Origin of the sequence: Flavobacterium glycogeni, assembly GCF_048286775.1 — a bacterium.
GTDB lineage: Bacteria > Bacteroidota > Bacteroidia > Flavobacteriales > Flavobacteriaceae > Flavobacterium.
The window spans coordinates 58,454-79,403 of sequence record NZ_JBLVPV010000004.1 but is presented as its reverse complement, the minus strand read 5'-3'; the positions used below and the strand labels follow the sequence as shown (position 1 = coordinate 79,403).

Sequence of the window (20,950 nt, the reverse complement as noted above, 5' to 3'; positions counted from 1 at the left end):
GATTATCTTTTTAATGAAAAATGACCTTTTATTATTCTGCCGTTTTCTAAATTCAAATGAAACCAATAATCATCAGTGGGTAATGTAAATCCATTGAAAGTTCCATTCCATCCAATGTCTGAAGTAATTAATTGTTTTAATAATTTTCCGTAACGGTCAAAAATATATAAAGTTGATTTGGGTAAATTATCCAGATTTTTAATTTGCCAAACATCATTATAACCATCTCCGTTTGGAGTGAAATAACGAGGATAATCCAAAACATATACCACAAACGGAATTGATAAACCACAGCCATTTTTATCTCGAGCATAAACGGAATATTCTCCGGGTGCAACTCCGTTAAACATTGGATTATCCTGAAAAAAAGATCCATCTATAGAAAATTCATAATCGCCAGATCCGGTATATTCTATTAAAACTGAATTCTCATTTCCGGAAAAATCATTTATTGTTGCACCAGTTATCGTTGCTACTCCAGAAGTTGTAACATGATATTTTTTTATTTTTTCACAACCATTAAAATTTGTAACGGTTACCGAATAATCTCCGGGAGTAGTAACAGTTATGGTATTTGAACTGGCTCCCGTACTCCATAAATAGCTCGAAAAACCGGCATCAACGGCTAAATTGATTGAAGTACCATTACATAAAAAAGCGTTCTCTTCTTGAAAATTAGGTGGGTCAAAGGTGTTCACTACAAGTGTAATGGGAGTAATTGCATAACAGTCGGGACCATTTACGATTCGGGCGTAAATAATTTGTTGGGTAGCAACGGTATTTTTAAAAATATTTGGTAACTGATTCTGTTGGGCAATTGCTTCTGTTGGGCTTAAATAATATTCTACGATTAAGCCAGCAGATAAACCCGTTACTACTTGAGGTGTTACTTGTGAGTTTAAATCAAATTGGGCTAAACCATCATTCGTACCATCGGTGTCGCAAGTTGAAACAGGACTTTGGGGTGCAATTGTATTGTTTAAAATAATCAGATTTACTTCGGCATAATTTACACAGTTAAATGAATTGCTAACACTTGCAAATACGGACTGGTTTATGAATTTGTTGCTATACGTTGCAGGATTGGTAATTGGATTTATTTTTGCTTGAGCATCGGACAAAGTTTCATAATAAACAACCACACTTAAATTACTCACATTGTTTTTTACAATGGCATCGACTTTGGTTAGGTTGAAAATGGATATTCCATCATTATCGATGTCACATTGTGAAAGTGTGGTGTCATTCAAATCGATTTCTGGAGTGTATTCGATTATTATTTCTTCGGTAGCGATACAGCTGGGAGTCAATTGCACTTCAACTTTATAGATGCCTGGACTGGTAACAGAATAAGAAAGGGTTGTTTCTGGTTGAAGTACATTGTCTTTATACCATTTATAGGAATATCCTAAACTCGTTGGTAATTTAGTGTCAATGATAAGGCTTTCGCCAAAACAAATGGGATTGTTAGTTGCTAACAAACGGTCTGATCCCAAATCTATTTTTGGTAAAAAACTGCCCGCTTCAAGAAATACTGCCGAGTCGTACGCTTCATTACCTTGATCCGCAATTACTAGTTTTATATGGTATGTTTTTCCTGCTATAACATTTGTTTGCGCTGTCAATACGGTAGTTTGTCCGGCATAATTTATAGGACTGGTAGCAGTGTTGTATCCGTTAAAGTAAGTTTCGTTTATTGCTGGACAGCCAGGTTTAAATAGTCCTTGACTATTATACGGATTTATTAAAGGGTGAATATTTACGGATGAAACAGGTGAAGTATTAGGTAACACCGCTAAATTTTGATAATTAGCCGTGCTGCCTTTTTCTTTGATTAAAAAGGCAAATCCATCAGAATATTCACAAGGAAAATAGTCTTGATATTCATTGGAAGCAAAAATATAGTTGAAGCTGATAAAATTGGTCAACGGTATAAAATCAAATTCTAAAAAAGTGGCATTTATTGTGTTCGTTATTCCTAATGCTTGCTGTAAATCGGAATCCCCTAACCAAGAAGAATTTCCTCCTCCCGGGTTTCTTAAAAAAGGGCCTTCAGAATTCTTGCTACTCCAGGTACTCAAAACAATGCCTTCTGTAAAAGGAAAACTACTTGTTCCGGAATTAAAATAGCCGTAACTGTTTTTACTGCCGGAATAGGAATCTCCTTTTACGGTAATAGTAGAAACATTAGCGCAAGAACTATTTACTAAAACATTTTCAACAAGTTGTTGCGCTGTGTAAGAGTCTGTTACTGAAATAGATTGAGCGGTTGCATCAAATATAACGCAACAAATAAAAATATAAAACAATATTATTTTCACACATTTCATCGTGTGTAAAGATACTACAAATCTCTATTTTTTAATAATCGATGGGAAAGGAAAATAAAAATTACAGTCCAAAATAATACGATAAGAATAGCCGATAGGTTAACACCATATTCTTTAATATTATCCAAACCAATTTGCGTTCCCAAGTTTTTTACCACTGATAATCTGGAAAAAGGTTCTACTATTAAATTCGACATGGATTGTAAAGGTAAAAACTGAGTAATAGATGCTGCCGTATTGCTATTCGGGAATACTTTAAAAGTTAAAACGCCATTGATAACTCCTTCGATGATATTCCAAACTAAAAGAAATCCCAGTGCAAATGCGGAACGTTTCACTAATATTCCTAAAAATAAACAGAACGAGAAAAAACCAACCAGTTTGATAAAATAGGCAAAAAGGTATTCTAAATCAGTGAAAACGATACTAAACTCAGTGTAGGAAGAATAGCTTAGTCCTAAAATGAGTGACATTATGAAAATAAAAATAGTTGATACTGTTGCAAATAAAATAACAGTTAGAAATTTAGACTGAATAAATTCCTTTTTACTCATTCCATCAATTAAATTTTGTTTTAGTGTTCCATAGCTGTACTCATTTGCCATCATGGAAACAATTACGATCGCTAAAAACAATTTTAATATGGCTGCGATATACGTGTTGAAATGCCATATAAAAGGGAAATTAAAAATTCCCATCTCAGCTAGATGAAATTTAAAAATACCGAGATCAAATTTTATGGAGGCTATTAATGCTATAAAAGTTAAGAGAATAAAATAGGCCAATGTTAAAACACGACTGGCTTTGTTTTTCCAAATTTTTTGTAATTCTATTGAGAGTAATCTTTTCATTTTAGATTATTAGATTGTTAGACTATTAGATTGTTGGACTATTAGATTTTTAGATTTTTTTATTGCCATTGAAATTGCCATTGAAATTGTCATTGCCATTGAAATTGTCATTGCCATTGAAATTGTTATTGATTTTTAGTCAGTTCTAAAAATTGTTCCTCTAAGCTGTTTTTACGTTTTACCAAATGATTTAGAATGATGTTTTTTTCAAAAAGAAATCGATTCAATTCCTTAGCGTCTAAATCATTTTTTAAATAAACTAAAACTTTTCCATCCTCGTTTACAACATTTTTAACAGCTGGATGAGTTTTAACAGCTAGGATTAAATTTTCAGTATCATCAGCTTGTAATTCAAAAAAGCCTTCATTTGCTGACATACCATCCACTAAACCAGTGTATAAAATTTCTCCTTTCCTTAAAACCAAAACATGGGTACATACCTTTTCTACTTCGTCTAGTAAATGAGAGGCGAGTAAAATGGTAGTCCCTTTTGATGCAATTTGTTTGATAATATCTCTAATTTGATGAATCCCTTGAGGATCTAAACCATTAGTAGGTTCATCAAGAATTAAAATTTCAGGATCATTCAATAGGGCAGAAGCTATCGCTAATCGCTGTTTCATCCCCAAAGAAAAAGTACTGAATTTACTGTTTTGTCGATCAACTAAACCTACTAATTCAAGTTTTTCATTGACTTTTGTATAGTTGATTCCTTTGATTTTACAAACCAGTTCTAAGTTTTCCTTAGCAGTCATGTAAGGATAGAAATTAGGTCTTTCTATAATGGCACCTACTTTTTTTAGGGCTTCGTGCGTTTCCATTGAACCACTAAACCAGCTGTATTCTCCCGAGGTTTTATTAACCACATTCAAAGCGATTCCTAAAGTTGTTGATTTTCCGCTCCCGTTAGGACCTAGAATTCCGTATACATTGCCTTTATGTATGTCGAAAGAAACGTTTTTCAGGGCTTGTAGTGAGCCATAACGCTTGTTGAGATTTTTGATAGAAAGTATAGTTTCCAATGGGTTCATCTTTATTAATTTAATATAGGACGAACAAGACAGGAAATTGTTACTGTTAAACTTGAATTAGTTTATTTTAGCAATTAGTGCGCATAGCTCATTTAATTTTTGGGCCGTAATAGGTTTCATTATATAATCTTTTATCACATCATATTTTTTTGCCATTTCTATATCTGCAGGGTCGATTGAAGAGGTCATGATGAAAATTGAAATTTCTTTTTTTATCGGTAAAAGAATAAATTCATCCAGAAACTGCCATCCATCCATCACAGGCATATTTAAATCAAGTAAAATGGCATCGGGTAGATTTTCATTATCATCCCAATTTTCTTTTAATTTAGCGATTGCTGATTGGGCATTATTAAAGGATTGAATTTCTTCACAAAACTTATTTTTAGAGATGAGAATGCTCATCAATTTCAGCGTTAATTTGTCATCATCAATAATGTACGTTAATTTATTTTTCATTTAAATAAATTTTAAAATTTGAACCATAACCTACTTCGCTTTCTACTTCAATTTTTCCATCCATAGCTTCGAGTTGGTTCTTGGTTATAAATAATCCAATTCCTTTTGCATCTTCATTGCCGTGAAAGGTTTTATACATTCCAAAAAGTTTATGCCCATTTTTTTTTAAATTCAGTCCTAAACCATTATCTCTAAAGTTTATTATGGTGTAATCATCTCTGGTCTCATAGCCAATTTCTAAAACAGCTTTGCGTTCTGGAGATTTATATTTAATGGCATTTGTGATTAAATTCAACAAAATACTATCTAAGTAGGCGGGAATTGCAATTACAACCAGATCATCTGGGATAGTATGCGTAATTGTTATTTGGCTATCTTTAATTACCAAACTCAAAGCCATTTTTGTTTTTTCGATTTCACTCTTTAACCGAATCTTGGTTTTTTCAATATTTGTTTTTTGCTGAATGGTTATAATTTCATTCAAATATTCAATTGATTCTGACAGTTTTTCTGTTCCGTCTTTAAATAAATCAAAATAGGAAAGCTTCTCAGCGATATCATCTGTATTTTCAATCACATCCACAACCATAGATAAATTACTGGTGTGCGAGCGTATGTTATGGGAGACTATGTGAGTGAAATTATACAGTTTGTTGTTTTGACTGCTGGTAACATCTAACAATCGTTTAAGTTCAAACTCTTTTTCAATTCTTTGGGTTACGTTTCGGCCCACTCCAACAAAATTAATGAAATTGTTATTGCTGTCAAATACAGTAGTTATATTTAGTTCAAACCAATATTTCTCTTTGTTTTTATTATAATTTAATATTGTGATTTTTATACTTTCTTTATTTTTAATTGCGTTTCTCATTAACGATGAAGCGCTTAAATCAGTTTCTGGCCCTGTGGATAAATAGCCGGGTTTTTGCCCTATTATTTCCTCCATATTTAAACCGGTAAGATCTAAATAGGCTTGATTTGCCCATACCGCTTCTCCATTTTCATTGGCAATTACAATGGTGTCCGTAGTTTCGGAAGCTGCTAATGATAGCAGATTTAATTTAGCTTCAACATTCTTTCTTTCACTTATATCTCTAATGAAACAAACCAAATACGTTATGTTAGCGACTTGAAATTTTTTCCCTGAAGCTATTTCCACGGGTATAGTTTCTCCAGATTTTGATTTGATATGCGTTTCATTGACCGTATATTCATTCCGGGTTAGATTATATTTTAAAAAAAATCGAAGCTCTGTTCTAAATTCTACAGGGAATAATTTTGAATTATGTAAACCTTTCAATTCAGAATTGTTATATCCTGTAAGTTCTGACGATCTGGGGTTACAGTCCGTAATTATTCCATTTGAGGTGTCAATAATAAAAATGGCGTCATTGGCACTGGAAAAAATCGAAGAAAATTTTTCTACGCTTAACTGTAATTCATTTATTAAATTCTGCTCATTTGTGATGTCCTGAAAAGTGCCCAGTAAATTCGCGGGTTTTCCGTCAATAGTTTCTACCTGACAAATACATTCAATATATTTGATGTTGTTTTTAGCTGTGGTGATCTGAAATTTATCATCAAAAGGAATCCCTTCATTGATTGCTCTTTCAATAAGTACTTTAATTCGATCTCTATTTTCGCCTATTGTATAGAAATTAATACCATTTCCATTAACAGGTTCAAAATCTTCCGGGACTTCAAGAATACATTTCGTAACAGCATCCCAATACACATCATTGGTTTGGAGGTTCATTTTCCAGATTCCAATTTTAGCTGACTGTGCAGCTTTGAAATAGAGTTCAAGCTTATCTGTCATTAGTGAGTTTTAAATGTTTTAATAGTCTTGGACACAACCAAATATAAAGTTTATATCTTGGTGTTAGTGTTTTTTAACATAAAAAAACTGATGTTTATGATTTTATTTTTATTGAATTATAGTTAATGTGTTGTTAGTTAGTTATTTGTGTCTTTGTTTTAAATTTAAAAAGGGTTTTAAAAAATCGGTTTTTGCCTAATAATTAAATAGTTATGTTTTTTAAACTTTCTTTTTACTGGAATAAAACATCAACGACATAATCCAGTAAATTCTATGTTCAAATGGTATTACTTACTTAAAGATCACTCTTATTCTCTTAATCTCTTTGTTTATTAAAGTCCTGAATTTATTGACAAATCAAAAACAAATGGATAAAATTTTTAGAGTGCCTTTTTAGTAGTATTTTTCCAATAGTAACACGATATTCTTAGTGTTTTTTATGTAAGTAGGTCGGTATATTTAAAAAGGAGTAACCTCCAACGGCTTAATTTATTGTAATTTTGTATTAAATTATTTTTCAAATGAGTAGTGAGCCAGTAATGCTTTTTAAAAAACCATCGTATCCAATAAACAAATCACTTTTGGAATACTTGGAACGTTTTGACCGTTTGTCAAAAGTTTCTATTTTTTACGATGATTTATTGCGCTTTTCAGGATCTGTGACCGTTTATGATAAAAACGATGAGGACACTTTATGGATTAGAGTGTATTATAATGAATTTGAAAGGGAAGAAATTGATTTAAATCTAAAAAAAATCTATTCGCTGTTGCATTCTGATGGTAATCTGGGGATTCTTAAATTTTTGAATGTGGATTCCATTGATTACTGTACTTTTGGAAACTCGAAACCTTTTCGAATAAAAGTCAGAAATATTCTGAATGATAATTACACTCATTTTTATATCAAGAAAGCAGATGCTTCCCGTATTTACGGCCTAGAACTCGAGCATATTCTGTCACCTGATAAAATCAATTTTTTAGTCTACAATGACACTTTGATAGAGGAACACATCATGGGAATTCCGGGTGATGTTTTTATAAAAACACTTTTGGCAGATTGTACCGAAACTGAAAAATCACAAATTGCAAAAGAATTTGTAAAATTCAACGAGCGTTGCATGATACGATTGTTGGGCGATATGCGTTCTTATAATTATGTAATTGTTCCTACACATGATTTTGACCATGTTGTTTATAAAATACGCGCCATCGATTTTGACCAACAATGTTATGAAGGAAATTTTAAAGTCTACCGACCTCAATTTTTCAAAGAAAACTATCCAATGGTAAAATTGGTTAAAGACAAACTTCAAAACAGTTCAATCGAGCAATACAAAGATGAGGAAAGAGCGGTTCTTGCCAAAAGAATCCATTCTGCCGAAAATCGTATTAAAAGATTATTGCAAATTATGGGGGATGATGTTATCGCACCAGAGGAACATTTGAATCAATTGCAATTAGAATTATACCGTTACACGAATGATTTGAATTTTAAAAAAGCAAAATCCATGGGGAATATTATGAGTGCTGCTTTTGAATTTATTACGAGAAACTTTAAAAACACAAATTTATTTAAAACGGGATTTTAGTCTTTTTATAAATTTATTATTTACATTAATTCAATTATGAGAAACTACATTTTCATCTTATCTGTTTTTACTTTTTTATCTTGTCAACAAGATTCGGGTACTTTAACAACGGTTTATTCGTTGCCTAAAAAGCTAAAAGAAGTTTCGGGAATTACCTATTTATCTAAAAGCAATTTGCTTTGGACACTCGAAGACAGCGGTAATGCGAATGAAATTTACGGACTGAATTTTGAAAACGGTAAAATTGAAAAAACGATAACCATCGAGAATACGGAGAATATCGATTGGGAAGATATCACAAAAGACAAAGATGGAAATCTGTATATTGGTGATTTTGGGAATAATGATAATGAAAGAAAGGATTTAAGTATTTATAAAATCGATAAAAATGCATTGAATACTGAAAGTGTAATTCCAGCGTATAAAATTTCATTTGCGTATCCGGAACAAATGGATTTCCCTCCTAAAAAAACAGAAATGTTCTATGATGTCGAAGGTTTTTTTGAGTTTAAAAATAATTTCTATCTCTTCACTAAAAACCGAAGCAAAGGTTTTGACGGTACCGCTTTTTTATACAAAATTCCAAATACGGCAGGCTTTCATCAAGCGGTTTTAATGGGAGAATTTAAAACCTGTGATAATTATAATCATTGTGCAATTACAGCCGCAACAATAAGCCCTGATGAGTCCAAAGTTGCTGTTTTAACCCATGATAAGATTTTTTTATTCGAAAGTTTCGAAGGCGATAATTTTCTGAAGGGAATAAAAACCACCCTCGAGTTAAATCATTTTTCGCAAAAAGAAGCCGCCTCTTTTATTGATAGTGACAGGCTTTTTATTGCTGATGAAAAAACCAAAAGCGTAGGCGGGAATGTTTATGATGTAAGTGTCAAAAAACTAAAATCCAAATCCTAAACCAAAAGCAATTCGGGCTTCTTCATTGAGCGTTTTAAAATAGGTGATTCTGGCTGTGACCACATTCAGACCGTTGAGCCACAATCCGCCACCAAACGATTGATGCCATTTGTCTGAATTCTCGCCTTTTTGCCAAACTCTTCCATAATCAAAACCACCTAAAATACCGTAAGTCATAGGCAAAACACTTCTTCTGATTTTTCCTAAATTCCAACGTATATCACTACTTTGATAGAAGGATTGATTGCCTAAAAAACGCTCGTTTCTGAAGCCTCTTAAATCATAATCACCTCCCAAAGTTGCTCCTTGATAAAATTCGAAATTGTTATTCAATAGTACTTTTGCTTTCAAAATAGTCGCTAAAACTACTTTACCATTAGCATCAATTTTATGGTTAAAATTAAGTTTGCTTTCTACTGAAGGAAAATTTATTTTGGTATCATTCAAATTCATTTTCCAATTCCCAGCTATTGAAAAACCCATTCCCATGGAAGGAAAAGATGGAATATCATAATTTTCAAAACTATATTTAAGTGTTGCTCCCGCAAATTGTTGGCTGTCAAAAACACCAGGATTTACAATTCCCGGAATATTTATAAATCGATTATTGGTTTCTTCCACGCTGATCTGCTCAAATGAAGTTTGGAAATGCAAAGTGCTTCCATATTTGCCCACTTTTTTAATTGAGGGTAAAACTTTCAACATTCGGATGCGAACACGATTGTAATCCATTCCGAAAGTTTCGTCATTATTTGCGGTTTCATTTCCGGCACCAAAATAATTAATTGTAAAATTCGGACTCGTGAATTGGCTTTCTAAATCTAAATCCCATTTGCCAATTGACTTCGGGAAATGTGCATTGTAAATCAGTTCATATCCATCTGTGGCAAAAAAGTAATTCGCTTTCAAAATGTGTTTTTGCGTATATGGATTTTGATTGAATTTATTGATGATATAGTTTGCCATAAAACCTATTTTGACGCCATCATCAGGATTATAACCAATATTTGGTAATCCTGAGAATACATTGTATTTGGGTTTTTCATAATCATAATGACTGGCTTCATAGTCATCAGACAAAAGAACTCTGGTTTTTGAATCTAAAGCATAGGTATTACTTTTTGATTTAAAATCATGAATTTTTACCTTTTTTCCGTTTTCTACAGTATAAGAATCTTCGTCTTGTCCTCCAATTAATCGGATGTTTATATCTGATTTTGAGTTTCCTTTTACTTCAAAAATATCGTCTTCATCCAATCCGTAAATCCAGATATTTTTTGTTTTTCCGGCAATGAAATCTTTTGTGTACAGCAATTCATCTCCTTCGTTTTTTGAACGGTATACTTCGACTCCAAGCTTGTTTTTTGTTGTCTGATGAATTATAAATTTGTCTTTTTTATCGGTACCAACAATCAAAACTGTTTTTTGTAACACAGTATAATAGTCAGAAGCATAGCGTTGTAATTGCGTTTTTCGTACTTTTAATTTGCGCTTTATATCTGCTATAGTTTCATCCTGAACTGCTGCAGGCAGATTATCAAAGGCGCTGTCTATAGCACTATCCGAAAGGTTTTCCTGAATGTATTTGGCTTGTAATAACCAATCGTTTTCATTGGCAGTTTTAAGAAAAGCAAGATCCAAAGGATAAGGTTCGCGATTCAGCCATTTTACATTTTTAATTTTTTCTTTAAAGGTTTGCATATGGCGCAATGCAGGCATATTCATCAAAAGAGAAAGGAATGCCCCATCATATTTTGTAAATGCTTGGTCACGATCTCTTGGAATCGGTTTATAAATTATCTTTTTACCCACTTTATATTCTCCCCAACGCCATTGATCTTGATGTCTGTCCCAATCGCCAATGAGCATGTCAAATAAACGTGCTTTGATGTATTCACTTTCATTAATTGTATACTTTTCATCTTTGTGAAGATTCTTCAATAGATCTTCGGTACTGATTATTGCGCTTGGATTCCCAAAGCTTTTTACGTCAATTTGGCTGTCAGTAGGCCGTTCTTCCACCATATACAATTCATCCCCAAAATTGGTATTGTAATCTTTTAGGGCTTTATGTTTAGGAATATAATACAATACAGGATTTGTATGTGAAACATCAATTTTTTCGGCCAAATTCCCAATAGCAAAAGAAATGTAAGGATGTGAAGTGGTATAGAAATCAAATAAAAAATTCTCGGCATAGGTATCTTCAAATTCGTTTTCGATAAATTGGTCTTTAAATGCCACAGCTTGTAGAAAACGAGAAGCGCTTTTTTTTAAGGCGCGCATTACATATTCTTTTCCGTTTTTGTCAACAATTTGCAATGATTTGGACTGATGTCCGCCACCGGCACGTTTCGGTTTTAAACCTCCAAAAAGAGTGTCAATCGTAGTGGTTTTTACTTCTATTGGTAAGCTGTAATACTTTCGATAATGATTTCCGAAAAGGAATTTATAAAATCTGTTTTTATTGGTTTGTTTTTCTGAATAGATAGTTGCAGTGGTAGTTTTTGCAAATGAAGTTGAAAAATTTTTGGTACTGAAATCGTCTTTTTTAGCTACTATAAATTGTTCAAAAATCAGTTTTTCTTTGTTGTTTTCCTTCCCGTAAAAAGAAACTTTTACGGCTCCATTTTCATAAACAGATAATCTTGCATACCCATTTCCACCATAAGAAAAATCATTGGGGTAAACGGCTTTTGCAGCCTCTGATTTTGATCCGGCTCCACTTACAATTTGCTTGATGTTATCTTTTTCAATGTATTGTAAATTATGGTCATGGCCCGAAACTACAATGACATTATCCTGACTCTGCAATAGTGTTTTTATGCGTTTTATAAAAACAGTATAGTGTTTATTTTGAATGTCTTGCGGGCTTACTCCCGATGTTTTTCGGATAAAGTTGATAACGGAACCTAACACTGGAAGTGGAATTTTTTGCTCTAATGGAAATAGTTGTTTTTTCAATGAAAATTGACCGCCGTGTGTTCCATTGCTCATTAACGGATGATGAAGCGCCAGAATTATTGTTTTCTCCTGATTTTTATTCAAAATGTCCGCTAGCTCATTAAAAAAAGCTTCTCTTGATTTTATCGAGCAATCATCGTTAATGGTTGGGCTTTTATCCCAATCTTCCAGAAACCATTGACTGTCTATAGTGATCAGTGTTAGATTTTTATTGATTTCTAAATCATCAATTCCACAGCTTTTTCTGGGTAAGAATGATTTTTTATCATTTAAATATTCCGTTACAAACTTTGCTTGGCGTTCTAAACCTTTTATTCCACTGTACCAATCGTGGTTTCCGGGAATAAAAATGGTTTTACCTTTGAAGTCTTTAGATAATTTTAGTTGATTTGTCAGCTTAGTTTCGGCAATAATTCGCTCATTTGGATGGTCAGTATTGGGTAATCCTTTTGGATAAATATTATCGCCAAGAAATAAAAGAGTCGTATTATTGTTTGCTTTTTTTAATCGATCTTCCAGTAAACCAATTGTTTGTTGCGCTTTTTCTTCATTAGCATTTCCGGCATCGCCAATTAAATAGAAAGTATGTGCAATTTTTGAGCTGTCTGACTCGTTTTGTACTACTGGATTTTTGATTTCTGTACCAAATTGGGCGTGATGTGTTGCACATGATTGAAAAATCAAGGCTGAAACAAATAACATAAAAGTCACTTTCTTCGAGGTAATAAAACAATTATCCGAAAACAATTTCATAATTTAGTAGTATAAAAATTTATTTTATGACTCTTATCGATCAAGCCCAAGATTTTGTTAGTAATTTACTCAAAGATAAACTTTCTATTTTATATACTTATCATAATTTTAATCATACACTTGGCGTAGTTGATGCAGTTAATACATTGTCCGACAGTGAAAATTTAAATCCTTCTGACAAAGAAATGCTACTAATTGCAGCTTGGTTTCACGATACCGGATATATAAATGGTTGTGCAAACCACGAAGATTTAAGTAGTGCTATTGCTGCCGATTTTTTAAAAGAAAAAGGAAAATCGGATGATTATATAAAGAAAGTTTCTAGCTTAATCAAAGCAACCAGAAAGGATAGTGTACCTCAAACCCTTTTAGAAAAAATAATAAAAGACGCCGATTATTACCATCTTTTTAGTGAAGATTATGCTTTGGCTTGTGATTTTTTGAGAACAGAATGGGAAAACACAGAACAGAAATCATTTACGGATAAAGATTGGGCGATAGAAAACAGGGATTTTTTAGTAAATAAGCATCATTTTTATACTGATTATGCTATAAAAAATTGGCAACCCTTAAAGGAAAAAAATATTAAAAAAGTACAGAAAAAAATCAAGAAAGGTGAAGAAGAAGCGAAAGAAAAGCTAGAAAAAGAAATCAGAAAGAGAGAGAAAGAAGAAAAACCCGACCGAGGGATTGATACTTTGTTCCGAATCACATTGAATAATCACACTCGTTTGAGTGGCATTGCCGACAGCAAAGCCAATATTTTGCTTTCCGTAAATGCGATTATTATTTCGATTGCACTTTCTACGATTATTCCAAAATTAGACAGTCCGAAAAATGCTCATTTGGTTATTCCTGTTTTCTGTATGTTGATATCCAGTGTAATTACCATCATTTTTGCCATACTTTCTACACGCCCCAAAGTGACTAAGGGTGTTTTTACAAAGCAAGACATTGAAGATAAAAAAGTGAACCTGCTTTTCTTTGGCAACTTTTATAAAATGCCGCTGCAGGATTATGAATGGGCTATGAATGAGATGATGAAAGACAGAGAATATCTGTATAATTCGTTGATTAAAGATTTATATTTTCTGGGATTGGTTCTGGAAAAAAAATATAGATTATTGCGAATTGCCTATAATCTTTTTATGATAGGAATAATTTTGTCGGTTATTGCTTTTGTAATTGCTTTCAAAATGATTGGTGTTTAATTCAGTTCGTCCAATAAATCCTGATAAGAATACTTTTTAGTCATTGCTCCATTCCCGGCATTAACCACTTTTACTCTTATGGCTCTCAGTCCGGAAACACCTTGTAATTCTTCCACCTCAAATTGCTCGATGGTAGGTTCGAGAATGTTTTTGAATTGCAGGAATTTGACGTATTTCAAATATTCCGTTTCCTCTTGATTGTGTGAATATACGATGGTGATTTTTTCTTTTTCGGTAATACGATCTTTAGTCCCTTTGATGTTGGCTTTGTCGATTCGTTTTTTCACCACTTCATATCTCGCATTGTACGTTCCATCAACATCAAAACGCTTTTCATCCATTCTAAATCGGATAGAAATAGGGGAACTGAATACCAAAATCAAAGAAGTGACATCTAATTTATAGGGCAAAGAAGACTTCAGTTGATGATGTTCTAACTCCATTTCACACAAGGTTTGCAATTGCCACAATCGTAAATTATTAAGATACATCATGTCAAATGTTTGATTTGGAGCAATTGAAGCACCAATATACAAGTTATGTTCTACCCCGTCAGTTTTAAATCGTTCGTAATAATGCGGAAAAATATTTTGTGCTTCCGTTTGTTTTTTATCAAGAATTCCAGCCAGTTTTTTATTGACAATGGACAGTGCATTATCGAATTTCTTTCTGGATTGGTAAAACAGTCCCGTTTTTTCATCTAGTTTTTCAAAATAGTCTTCAACCAAAATTTGGCACTCATGATCCATTTTGGAATTTTTTAAAATGGGATGAATTTCAGTTTCAATATAACGTTGAATCTGTTGTTCGGTATCCGCTTTCAGGAGAAAATCCAACTCGTTGAAAAACGATTGTAATTCAAATTTTCGCTGTTCTAACAATACAAGATTGGTATTGGATTTTAGATTTTCAAAGATTTGCAAGAGTGTTTTCAGTTGATTCTTCAGATCTGCTTTTACGGTCTCGTTTCTATGCTCCGAAGAGCCTTTAATGTCTATTTGACCATATAAAGGATATACTTCTTTGAAAACAATTTCTTTAAAAATATAGCCTTTACTTTGATTATTGGTTTGAAAATATTTTTGGGCTTCTTTTTTGAATTTCCAATACACACTTGGATGAATCGTAGTATATTCTCTTTGAATAATGGCTTCTATTTGGTGTTGCATATCATTGTTGTAGCGTTCCAATGTATCTACCAAATAAGGCAAAATCAAGTCCAGATTGTTTACATTGATACTGTTTAGCTCTCTTGGTTTTGCCGAAACCAATTCTATAATGCCCAAAAGTTTATCGTTTTTTAGTACAGGAGCAAGAATGCAGCTTTTGATATTTTGTTTCAACAAATGTTCTCCCAGTTTTTCATTTCCGGATGTTAGGGTGAATTTTTCAACATTTGAAATTATAAAAGGTTTATTTTGCTCTAAAATGTTTTTTAAAGAGCAACCAAAAAGGGCGTTTTTACAATCGACTTCTTCGATATCGTGAAGAATAAAACTGCCTATTTTTTTTTCATCATAAATTGGCCTTGTAAATTTTTCATCTTCTTCATTATAAATGATGAAACCAACTTGTAAATCGGATACCTTGAAAATGGAACGAAAAATGGTTTCAAAATTCGAGGTATTATCGACTTGTTCCGTTTCTGATTTTAGAAGATTACTTTTTAAGTTTGAAATGGCACTTTCAATGGAAGCATCAAATAGAGATACGATACCAAAGCCTTTTAAAATCCAACTTTCCGAAGGGAATTTTTCTTTCCACAAATCGATGTTGTCATAATTATCCATCAATAAATCGATATCTTCTGGAGTTAATGTTATCGCTTTATCAGTGGGGATAATTTCCATAAAATCGGCATTATATAGAATTCTATAATGCTTCATAATACCATTTGCATCTGGGATATCGTAAAATAAAGGTTTGTTAAAATCGAAATGCTGGTTGTAAAATGTGTTCAGAATCAAAATGCAATTCATGATGTAGAATTGATGTTCATCAAAATCCCGGATTGACATGTCAAATGTTGTCCCGGCATTATGAAGTGTTTTTTTGAATCTTTCGGTATAATTGAAAGTAAAATTCTGGAAAGGAATCGTTACTGCTTTAATTTCATTATTAGTTAAGGCAGTAGGAAATAGGTCGGCTAATAGGTATTTGATTACCGTTTCATTTTCATGAATTAAATTTAAATCTTCAATTCCTGTTCTAAATTCAGGAAAAGGTTCTATTTGTTTTAATAATGCTTTGGCGTAATTGGAACGATAATCCACATTGGTGACAGCAATTTCTTCCAGAGCTTTGATAAGCTTATGGAATGAAATCAAGGTTTTGAACGGGCTGTCTTTAAAAAAATTAGGAGTCATCCTCTTTTGTTTTACGGAAAAACAAATTTACAAATAATTCGGAACCAAAAGTCTACAAATTGTCTTTTAGTTTCATCTTTAAGAAGCTCTTATTTGCAAGTATTACAGCTTTACATTTTTAGCAAGAGAGTATCTTTTAAATCAAGTTATGATTTGCTGATAAAGGTAATGTTGGAGTTCAAGAGACTTTTTTTTAATTTATTTTTTTGTCTCAATAGCATTATTGACTGGATTAATATAAGGATTAGCATCTTTTCAAGGTTTTTAGAGCGTTAGTGACAAACTGAATTTAAATTTTATAAAACGCATGCTTTCTTCAAGAATAAAAAGGGAATAAGTTGTTGCTTTGAAATCAAATAGATGTAATAAACAGAGAATAATTTTAAACCGAATGAATCCTTTTATTATAGAAACCAATCAGTGTTTCATTTATTTCTTTTAACTCTGGGGTAAGAAATGTTTTTCTGCCTTTTTCATCGTTAGTTAATTCGAGATGGCAAACAGTGCACTTAAATTCCTTGAAATGATTTGTGACATTTCGGGTTGTTATTATTTTATGGCCAAATAGTGAACACAGGATTTTTTTACTTATAAATTTTTCTTTGATTTCGATTGTGTTCATATATTGGTTATTTAGATTTGGGGGACTAAACTTAATTAATAACCGTTTAAATATCAAATAAAGTCGATTAAATGCATTTTAAATTAAATAAAATAATAAAATTCTCATAAAATTAACAAAATAATTTTTACATCCTCATATAAGAAGATGCGAAAAGTGCATAAAAAATCCCCAACTACTTAAGTAATTGAGGATTGAATATTTAGAAATATAAGAGCTGTAACTAGCTTTTCTCTTCTTTATTGAAATAAACTAAGTAGTAATACATTTGTTTTTCTTCGTCCCAACCTTTCTCAACAAATTTCTCCGCACTTTCAGGATTGATGAAATCCATTTTAATTTGAATGTGTGTATCCAAATTAATTACGTTTTTGATTGATTTTCTCGCATCAGAAACCGCAGCATTTGCAATAGGGAAGGATGTTACATCTTCAATGCTGTATTTTTCTCCTTTATCAATTTTATAGTTCTTGAATTCCGGAATTAAATCTGGATTATCCAATACTTCATTTAGGAAATTAGTTTCTTCGAACTGATCGTTTTTTGCAAAATAGTTCACAGAACGGTTCATGAACATCACTTCTTCTTTTTTGTCTTCCGCAGGAAAAACAACATCTTTAGCAAAGTTCTGACAAAATTTTAAATACTTTTTAGTGATAAAGTTTTCATCCTCAAAAGCATCAACAGATAAGAAATGTTCTAACCAATATCTGGCATCATAACGGTTGCTGTCAACAGTCAGGATTTTGTAACCTTCTTCTTTTTTATAGTTGAAGATCAAACAACCTTTGTCTAATTTATTTAGACTTACACCTTGTTGTAAAATCATTTCTAAGTGCGTTTCTTTTTCTTCAAATTGCAAAAAGTCAGCTTGTATCTCACTTTTGAAAATTCCTATAGCATCCACGACATTATTATCAATACTTACGTTTGTCAAATAGGTAACGTATACTTCACCATTCTTGATGTGTGGATGATTGGATTGCTCAAATAAATGCTGTGTTATTTTTTTAGAAGTTTCGTGAATATTACTTGGATTCTCGAAAATTTCCGTAGCAAATTTGAACATATCGTTGTAATCTAAATCGATTTCATGTGCAAACTGAAAATAGTTTTCTTCTTTTTCTCTAAATGGTTTAAAGAAAAATTCTTTCATCAAAGGCACAATTTCATCATTCAGATTAAAAGGTTGCTCCGATAAAAAAATAGCCTCGTTTCTACTTTTATTACCAACTCTGTGAATTGATAAGTTTTCGATGTGTGTATTATATAAATTGATCATATTTTTTATTTTTTTAGATAAAAGAACCAAGATGAAAGACAGCAAAAAGGTCTTTTATCTTGGCTCTTGATTCTTAATTGTATAATGCTTTAATTCCAGTTCTCTTCAAACCCGTAGTCTTCAAAACTATCGTCTCCTTCAAACATGTCTAAATCATCTTCGTCTAGTCCATCTTCAAATTCATCATTGTAGTCATCGGCATTATCTGATTCAAAGTTTTTTTCCATGGCTTCATCAGGCATTTCACCGTGAGAAAAAATGGTTTCCGGATACGTATTTCCAGCAAGTTGATCTTCTACAGCAGCCAGTTCTACAAGGAAAGTCCACATATTGATGAAATCATAAACATAGAGGATTTTAGTGTTTTCCTTATCTAAAATATCAGATAATTGGTAATCGCTCATGATTTTTTGCTCACCTGGAACATCACCGGTATCAAAAAGTGAGATCTCCTCTTCCTGATTCCAAGTTTCATCGCAAGTATAAAATGAAGCCACTTCCATTCCGTCAAATCCGAAGGAATTGAAAATAGCATTGTGCAAATCTTCTAAAGTATCGTCTTCAAGTATTGCAATGTCTCTAAAAACATCTTCTTCCGCGTCTAGAATCACTCTAAATTTATAAACCATAATCTTTGTTTTTATTGAAAGCTCAAAGGTAAAATTTAATTTTTAGATTTAGATTTCAGATTTTCGATTTGTTGATAAGATTTTTGTGTATGCATTCATTTAAGAATGGCGGTAATTGGAAGTTCACCAAGTCAGGATGTTGAATTAAAATGGTATTCGCAAAGTAGAATTTTCATTCGAAGGATACCATTTTAATTGTTTTTTACTCGTCAGTTTTATTTTTAAAGATGGTAACGACTCTTTTTCTGAATTGATGGTATTTTTTATGATTTGGATATAGTCTGCTGTGGGCCATGTTGTTAAAAACCAAAGCAACGGCAAGCAAAATAAGTACACCGCTCAAAACAGGAGAAAGTACATACCAATACCCCAGATTTTTAATTTTTTCAGAACCAGCTATTGCAATCAAAGCGGTTGCTCCGCCTGGCGGGTGCAATGTTTTAGTCATTTGCATCAAAACAATAGAGGAAGAAACAGCAAGCGGAGCGGTTATCCAAAGTATATCGGGAACGAATTTATATACCGTAACACCAATAATTGCAGAAATCAAGTGGCCTCCAATAAGGTTTCTCGGTTGTGCCAATGGACTTTGAATTACGCCATAGACCAAGACACTTGATGCACCGAATGAACCAATTAAATAAACAACATCCGAATGTGGTAATGTTTGAGATTGTAAATAGGCAATTATGCCAATGCCAATGAATGAACCCAAAAAAGCCCAAAAATGTTCTTTAAAATCGATTAAAGTTTCTTTGTATAGAATGTATTTAGTTTTGCGATAATTTCTTTTTATTTTTTGAACAGGCATAGGCAGTTACTTTATTAAACTTGGTGAATAGGAGTAAACAGTGAAAGGATAAATCATTTTCGCCGTATATTTTGAAATCAGGCAAACAACCAGAATTGGAAGAAATAAAGTATAATCATTGGTTAAACCACAAACTAAGAATATGGCAGTAAAAGGAGCATGGATACTGGCACTCAAAACGGCAGCCATTCCTATTATCATGAAATTTATTGGGATTACATCAGCATTAAGGTATGTGTTTAAGAGTAAAGCAAGGAGTAATCCTAAAAAAGCACCGATAAAAAGGCTTGGTGCAAAAACACCACCATCTCCACCAGAAGCAAGAGTAGCCGAAGCAACAATGGGTTTCAAAAGTAAAATTCCAATAAAGGTTAGTGCTAACGAAAGTGAAAGTACCATTTCATTTGGATTAATGAAAATAGTTTTGATAGCATGATATCCTTCGCCATAAAGTTGTGGGAAAACAAAAAGAGAAATACTCAGAATCAAAGATCCGATGATGATTTTGAAATAAGGGACTTTTATTTTCGAAAATTGTTCTTTAAAAAATAATACACAACGGGTTAAATAAACGGAATGTATTCCTGCTATAATCCCTAAAAGAATAAAGTAGGGAACAGCTCTTAAATGCCAAGTCGTACTATTTACTGCAAATAAAGGTTTTTCATTCAATAAATAAAGGAGTCCAAAAGCGATTGAAACGGCTATAAGGTTTGTTAGTACAAACGCCCGGGTTACTTTTTTTGAGATTACTTCGAGTGAAAATAAAATTCCGGCAATTGGACTGCTGAATAATGCCGTAATTCCTGCTGCAACTCCTGCACAGATTAATTCTGTTTTGTATTGTCTAAAAACATTTTGTTTCCTTTGCGCAACAGAACCAATAGTTGCCGAAGCGACAACTGTCGAAACTTCTATTCCGGTAGAACCACCAAAAACTACGGTCAATAAGCCGTTAATGAAGTGTGAAGAAATCTTGTAACTGGGTAGATTTTTTGAATTTGAATTGGTACTTTCAAAGATTTCTTTTATCCCTTTGTTTTCTTTTTTCTTGAATACATATTCCCGAAGAAAAAAAATAATTGACAATCCAAAAACTGGAAAAACAACAAAGAATATTGGATTTACAATCGTTTGGTGAAAAAAGATTTCTTCATAATATTCCGTTGCGTTTTTTAAAATAACACCTAAAAAAGCAGAAAGAAAACCAATTAGAATGGATACAATAACTAGTTTTTGGAGTTTAATGAAGTGATAGTTTTTTTTAATTTGTGTGGTATTGTTCATTTGAGAAATTAATTGTCTGAATACTACAAAT

Annotated in this window: 15 protein-coding genes; 3 read left to right on the top strand and 12 right to left on the bottom strand. The window is 32.4% G+C overall.

The window, feature by feature from the left end:
- Nucleotides 1-2: 2 nt before the first annotated feature.
- From ACNQGX_RS04555 to ACNQGX_RS04535, 5 genes are all read right to left on the bottom strand, one after another.
- Nucleotides 3-2,330, bottom strand: a complete 2,328-nt coding sequence (locus ACNQGX_RS04555; protein WP_417974430.1) for a choice-of-anchor L domain-containing protein — start codon at nt 2,328-2,330, stop codon at nt 3-5.
- Between the two features lie 14 nt (nt 2,331-2,344).
- Nucleotides 2,345-3,181 carry an ABC transporter permease gene (locus ACNQGX_RS04550; RefSeq protein ID WP_417974428.1) on the bottom strand — a complete coding sequence of 279 codons (837 nt, stop codon included), beginning with the start codon at nt 3,179-3,181 and terminating at the stop codon, nt 2,345-2,347.
- A gap of 125 nt (nt 3,182-3,306) precedes the next feature.
- Nucleotides 3,307-4,203: an ABC transporter ATP-binding protein gene (locus tag ACNQGX_RS04545; RefSeq protein ID WP_417974669.1), complete on the bottom strand. Its 897-nt coding sequence runs from the start codon at nt 4,201-4,203 to the stop codon at nt 3,307-3,309.
- A gap of 66 nt (nt 4,204-4,269) precedes the next feature.
- A complete protein-coding gene (locus ACNQGX_RS04540) occupies nt 4,270-4,671 on the bottom strand; it encodes a response regulator (protein ID WP_417974426.1) in 402 nt (133 codons plus the stop codon).
- Nucleotides 4,661-6,490, bottom strand: a complete 1,830-nt coding sequence (locus ACNQGX_RS04535; protein WP_417974424.1) for a PAS domain-containing sensor histidine kinase — start codon at nt 6,488-6,490, stop codon at nt 4,661-4,663. Before ACNQGX_RS04535 ends, ACNQGX_RS04540 begins: the two co-directional genes overlap by 11 nt.
- Before the next feature lie 521 nt (nt 6,491-7,011).
- On the opposite strand from ACNQGX_RS04535, the gene ACNQGX_RS04530 reads away from it, so the two are divergent.
- A complete protein-coding gene (locus ACNQGX_RS04530) occupies nt 7,012-8,079 on the top strand; it encodes a hypothetical protein (protein ID WP_131916297.1) in 1,068 nt (355 codons plus the stop codon).
- A 36-nt stretch (nt 8,080-8,115) separates the two neighbouring features.
- Nucleotides 8,116-8,994, top strand: coding sequence for a hypothetical protein (locus ACNQGX_RS04525; RefSeq protein ID WP_417974422.1), 879 nt, complete (start codon nt 8,116-8,118; stop codon nt 8,992-8,994).
- On the opposite strand, the gene ACNQGX_RS04520 is transcribed toward ACNQGX_RS04525, so the two are convergent.
- Complete coding sequence (locus ACNQGX_RS04520) at nt 8,977-12,711, bottom strand: metallophosphoesterase (RefSeq protein WP_417974420.1); 3,735 nt, start codon at nt 12,709-12,711, stop codon at nt 8,977-8,979. The genes ACNQGX_RS04525 and ACNQGX_RS04520 overlap by 18 nt on opposite strands.
- 26 nt (nt 12,712-12,737) lie before the next feature.
- Here ACNQGX_RS04520 and ACNQGX_RS04515 point away from each other — a divergent pair, with 26 nt between their 5' ends.
- Nucleotides 12,738-13,922: a Pycsar system effector family protein gene (locus ACNQGX_RS04515; RefSeq protein WP_417974418.1), complete on the top strand. Its 1,185-nt coding sequence runs from the start codon at nt 12,738-12,740 to the stop codon at nt 13,920-13,922.
- Here the strand turns inward: ACNQGX_RS04515 and ACNQGX_RS04510 are convergent.
- The 6 genes from ACNQGX_RS04510 to ACNQGX_RS04485 all read right to left on the bottom strand — a co-directional run bounded on the left by ACNQGX_RS04510 (nt 13,919) and on the right by ACNQGX_RS04485 (nt 20,919).
- Nucleotides 13,919-16,288 carry a GAF domain-containing protein gene (locus ACNQGX_RS04510; protein ID WP_417974416.1) on the bottom strand — a complete coding sequence of 790 codons (2,370 nt, stop codon included), beginning with the start codon at nt 16,286-16,288 and terminating at the stop codon, nt 13,919-13,921. The two genes, ACNQGX_RS04515 and ACNQGX_RS04510, sit on opposite strands and share 4 nt — an antisense overlap.
- A 382-nt stretch (nt 16,289-16,670) precedes the next feature.
- Entirely contained in the window at nt 16,671-16,910 is a 240-nt protein-coding gene (locus tag ACNQGX_RS04505; protein WP_131916302.1) for a DUF1660 family phage protein, read from the bottom strand.
- Between the two features lie 223 nt (nt 16,911-17,133).
- Complete coding sequence (locus tag ACNQGX_RS04500) at nt 17,134-18,192, bottom strand: nucleoid-associated protein (RefSeq protein ID WP_417974414.1); 1,059 nt, start codon at nt 18,190-18,192, stop codon at nt 17,134-17,136.
- 89 nt (nt 18,193-18,281) lie between these two features.
- Nucleotides 18,282-18,821: an IS1096 element passenger TnpR family protein gene (locus ACNQGX_RS04495; RefSeq protein WP_282715782.1), complete on the bottom strand. Its 540-nt coding sequence runs from the start codon at nt 18,819-18,821 to the stop codon at nt 18,282-18,284.
- 202 nt (nt 18,822-19,023) lie between these two features.
- Complete coding sequence (locus ACNQGX_RS04490) at nt 19,024-19,632, bottom strand: HPP family protein (protein ID WP_417974412.1); 609 nt, start codon at nt 19,630-19,632, stop codon at nt 19,024-19,026.
- Nucleotides 19,633-19,638: 6 nt separating this feature from the next.
- Nucleotides 19,639-20,919 (bottom strand): chloride channel protein, encoded by a 1,281-nt coding sequence (locus tag ACNQGX_RS04485; protein WP_417974410.1) that lies wholly within the window; start codon nt 20,917-20,919, stop codon nt 19,639-19,641.
- Nucleotides 20,920-20,950: the final 31 nt, after the last annotated feature.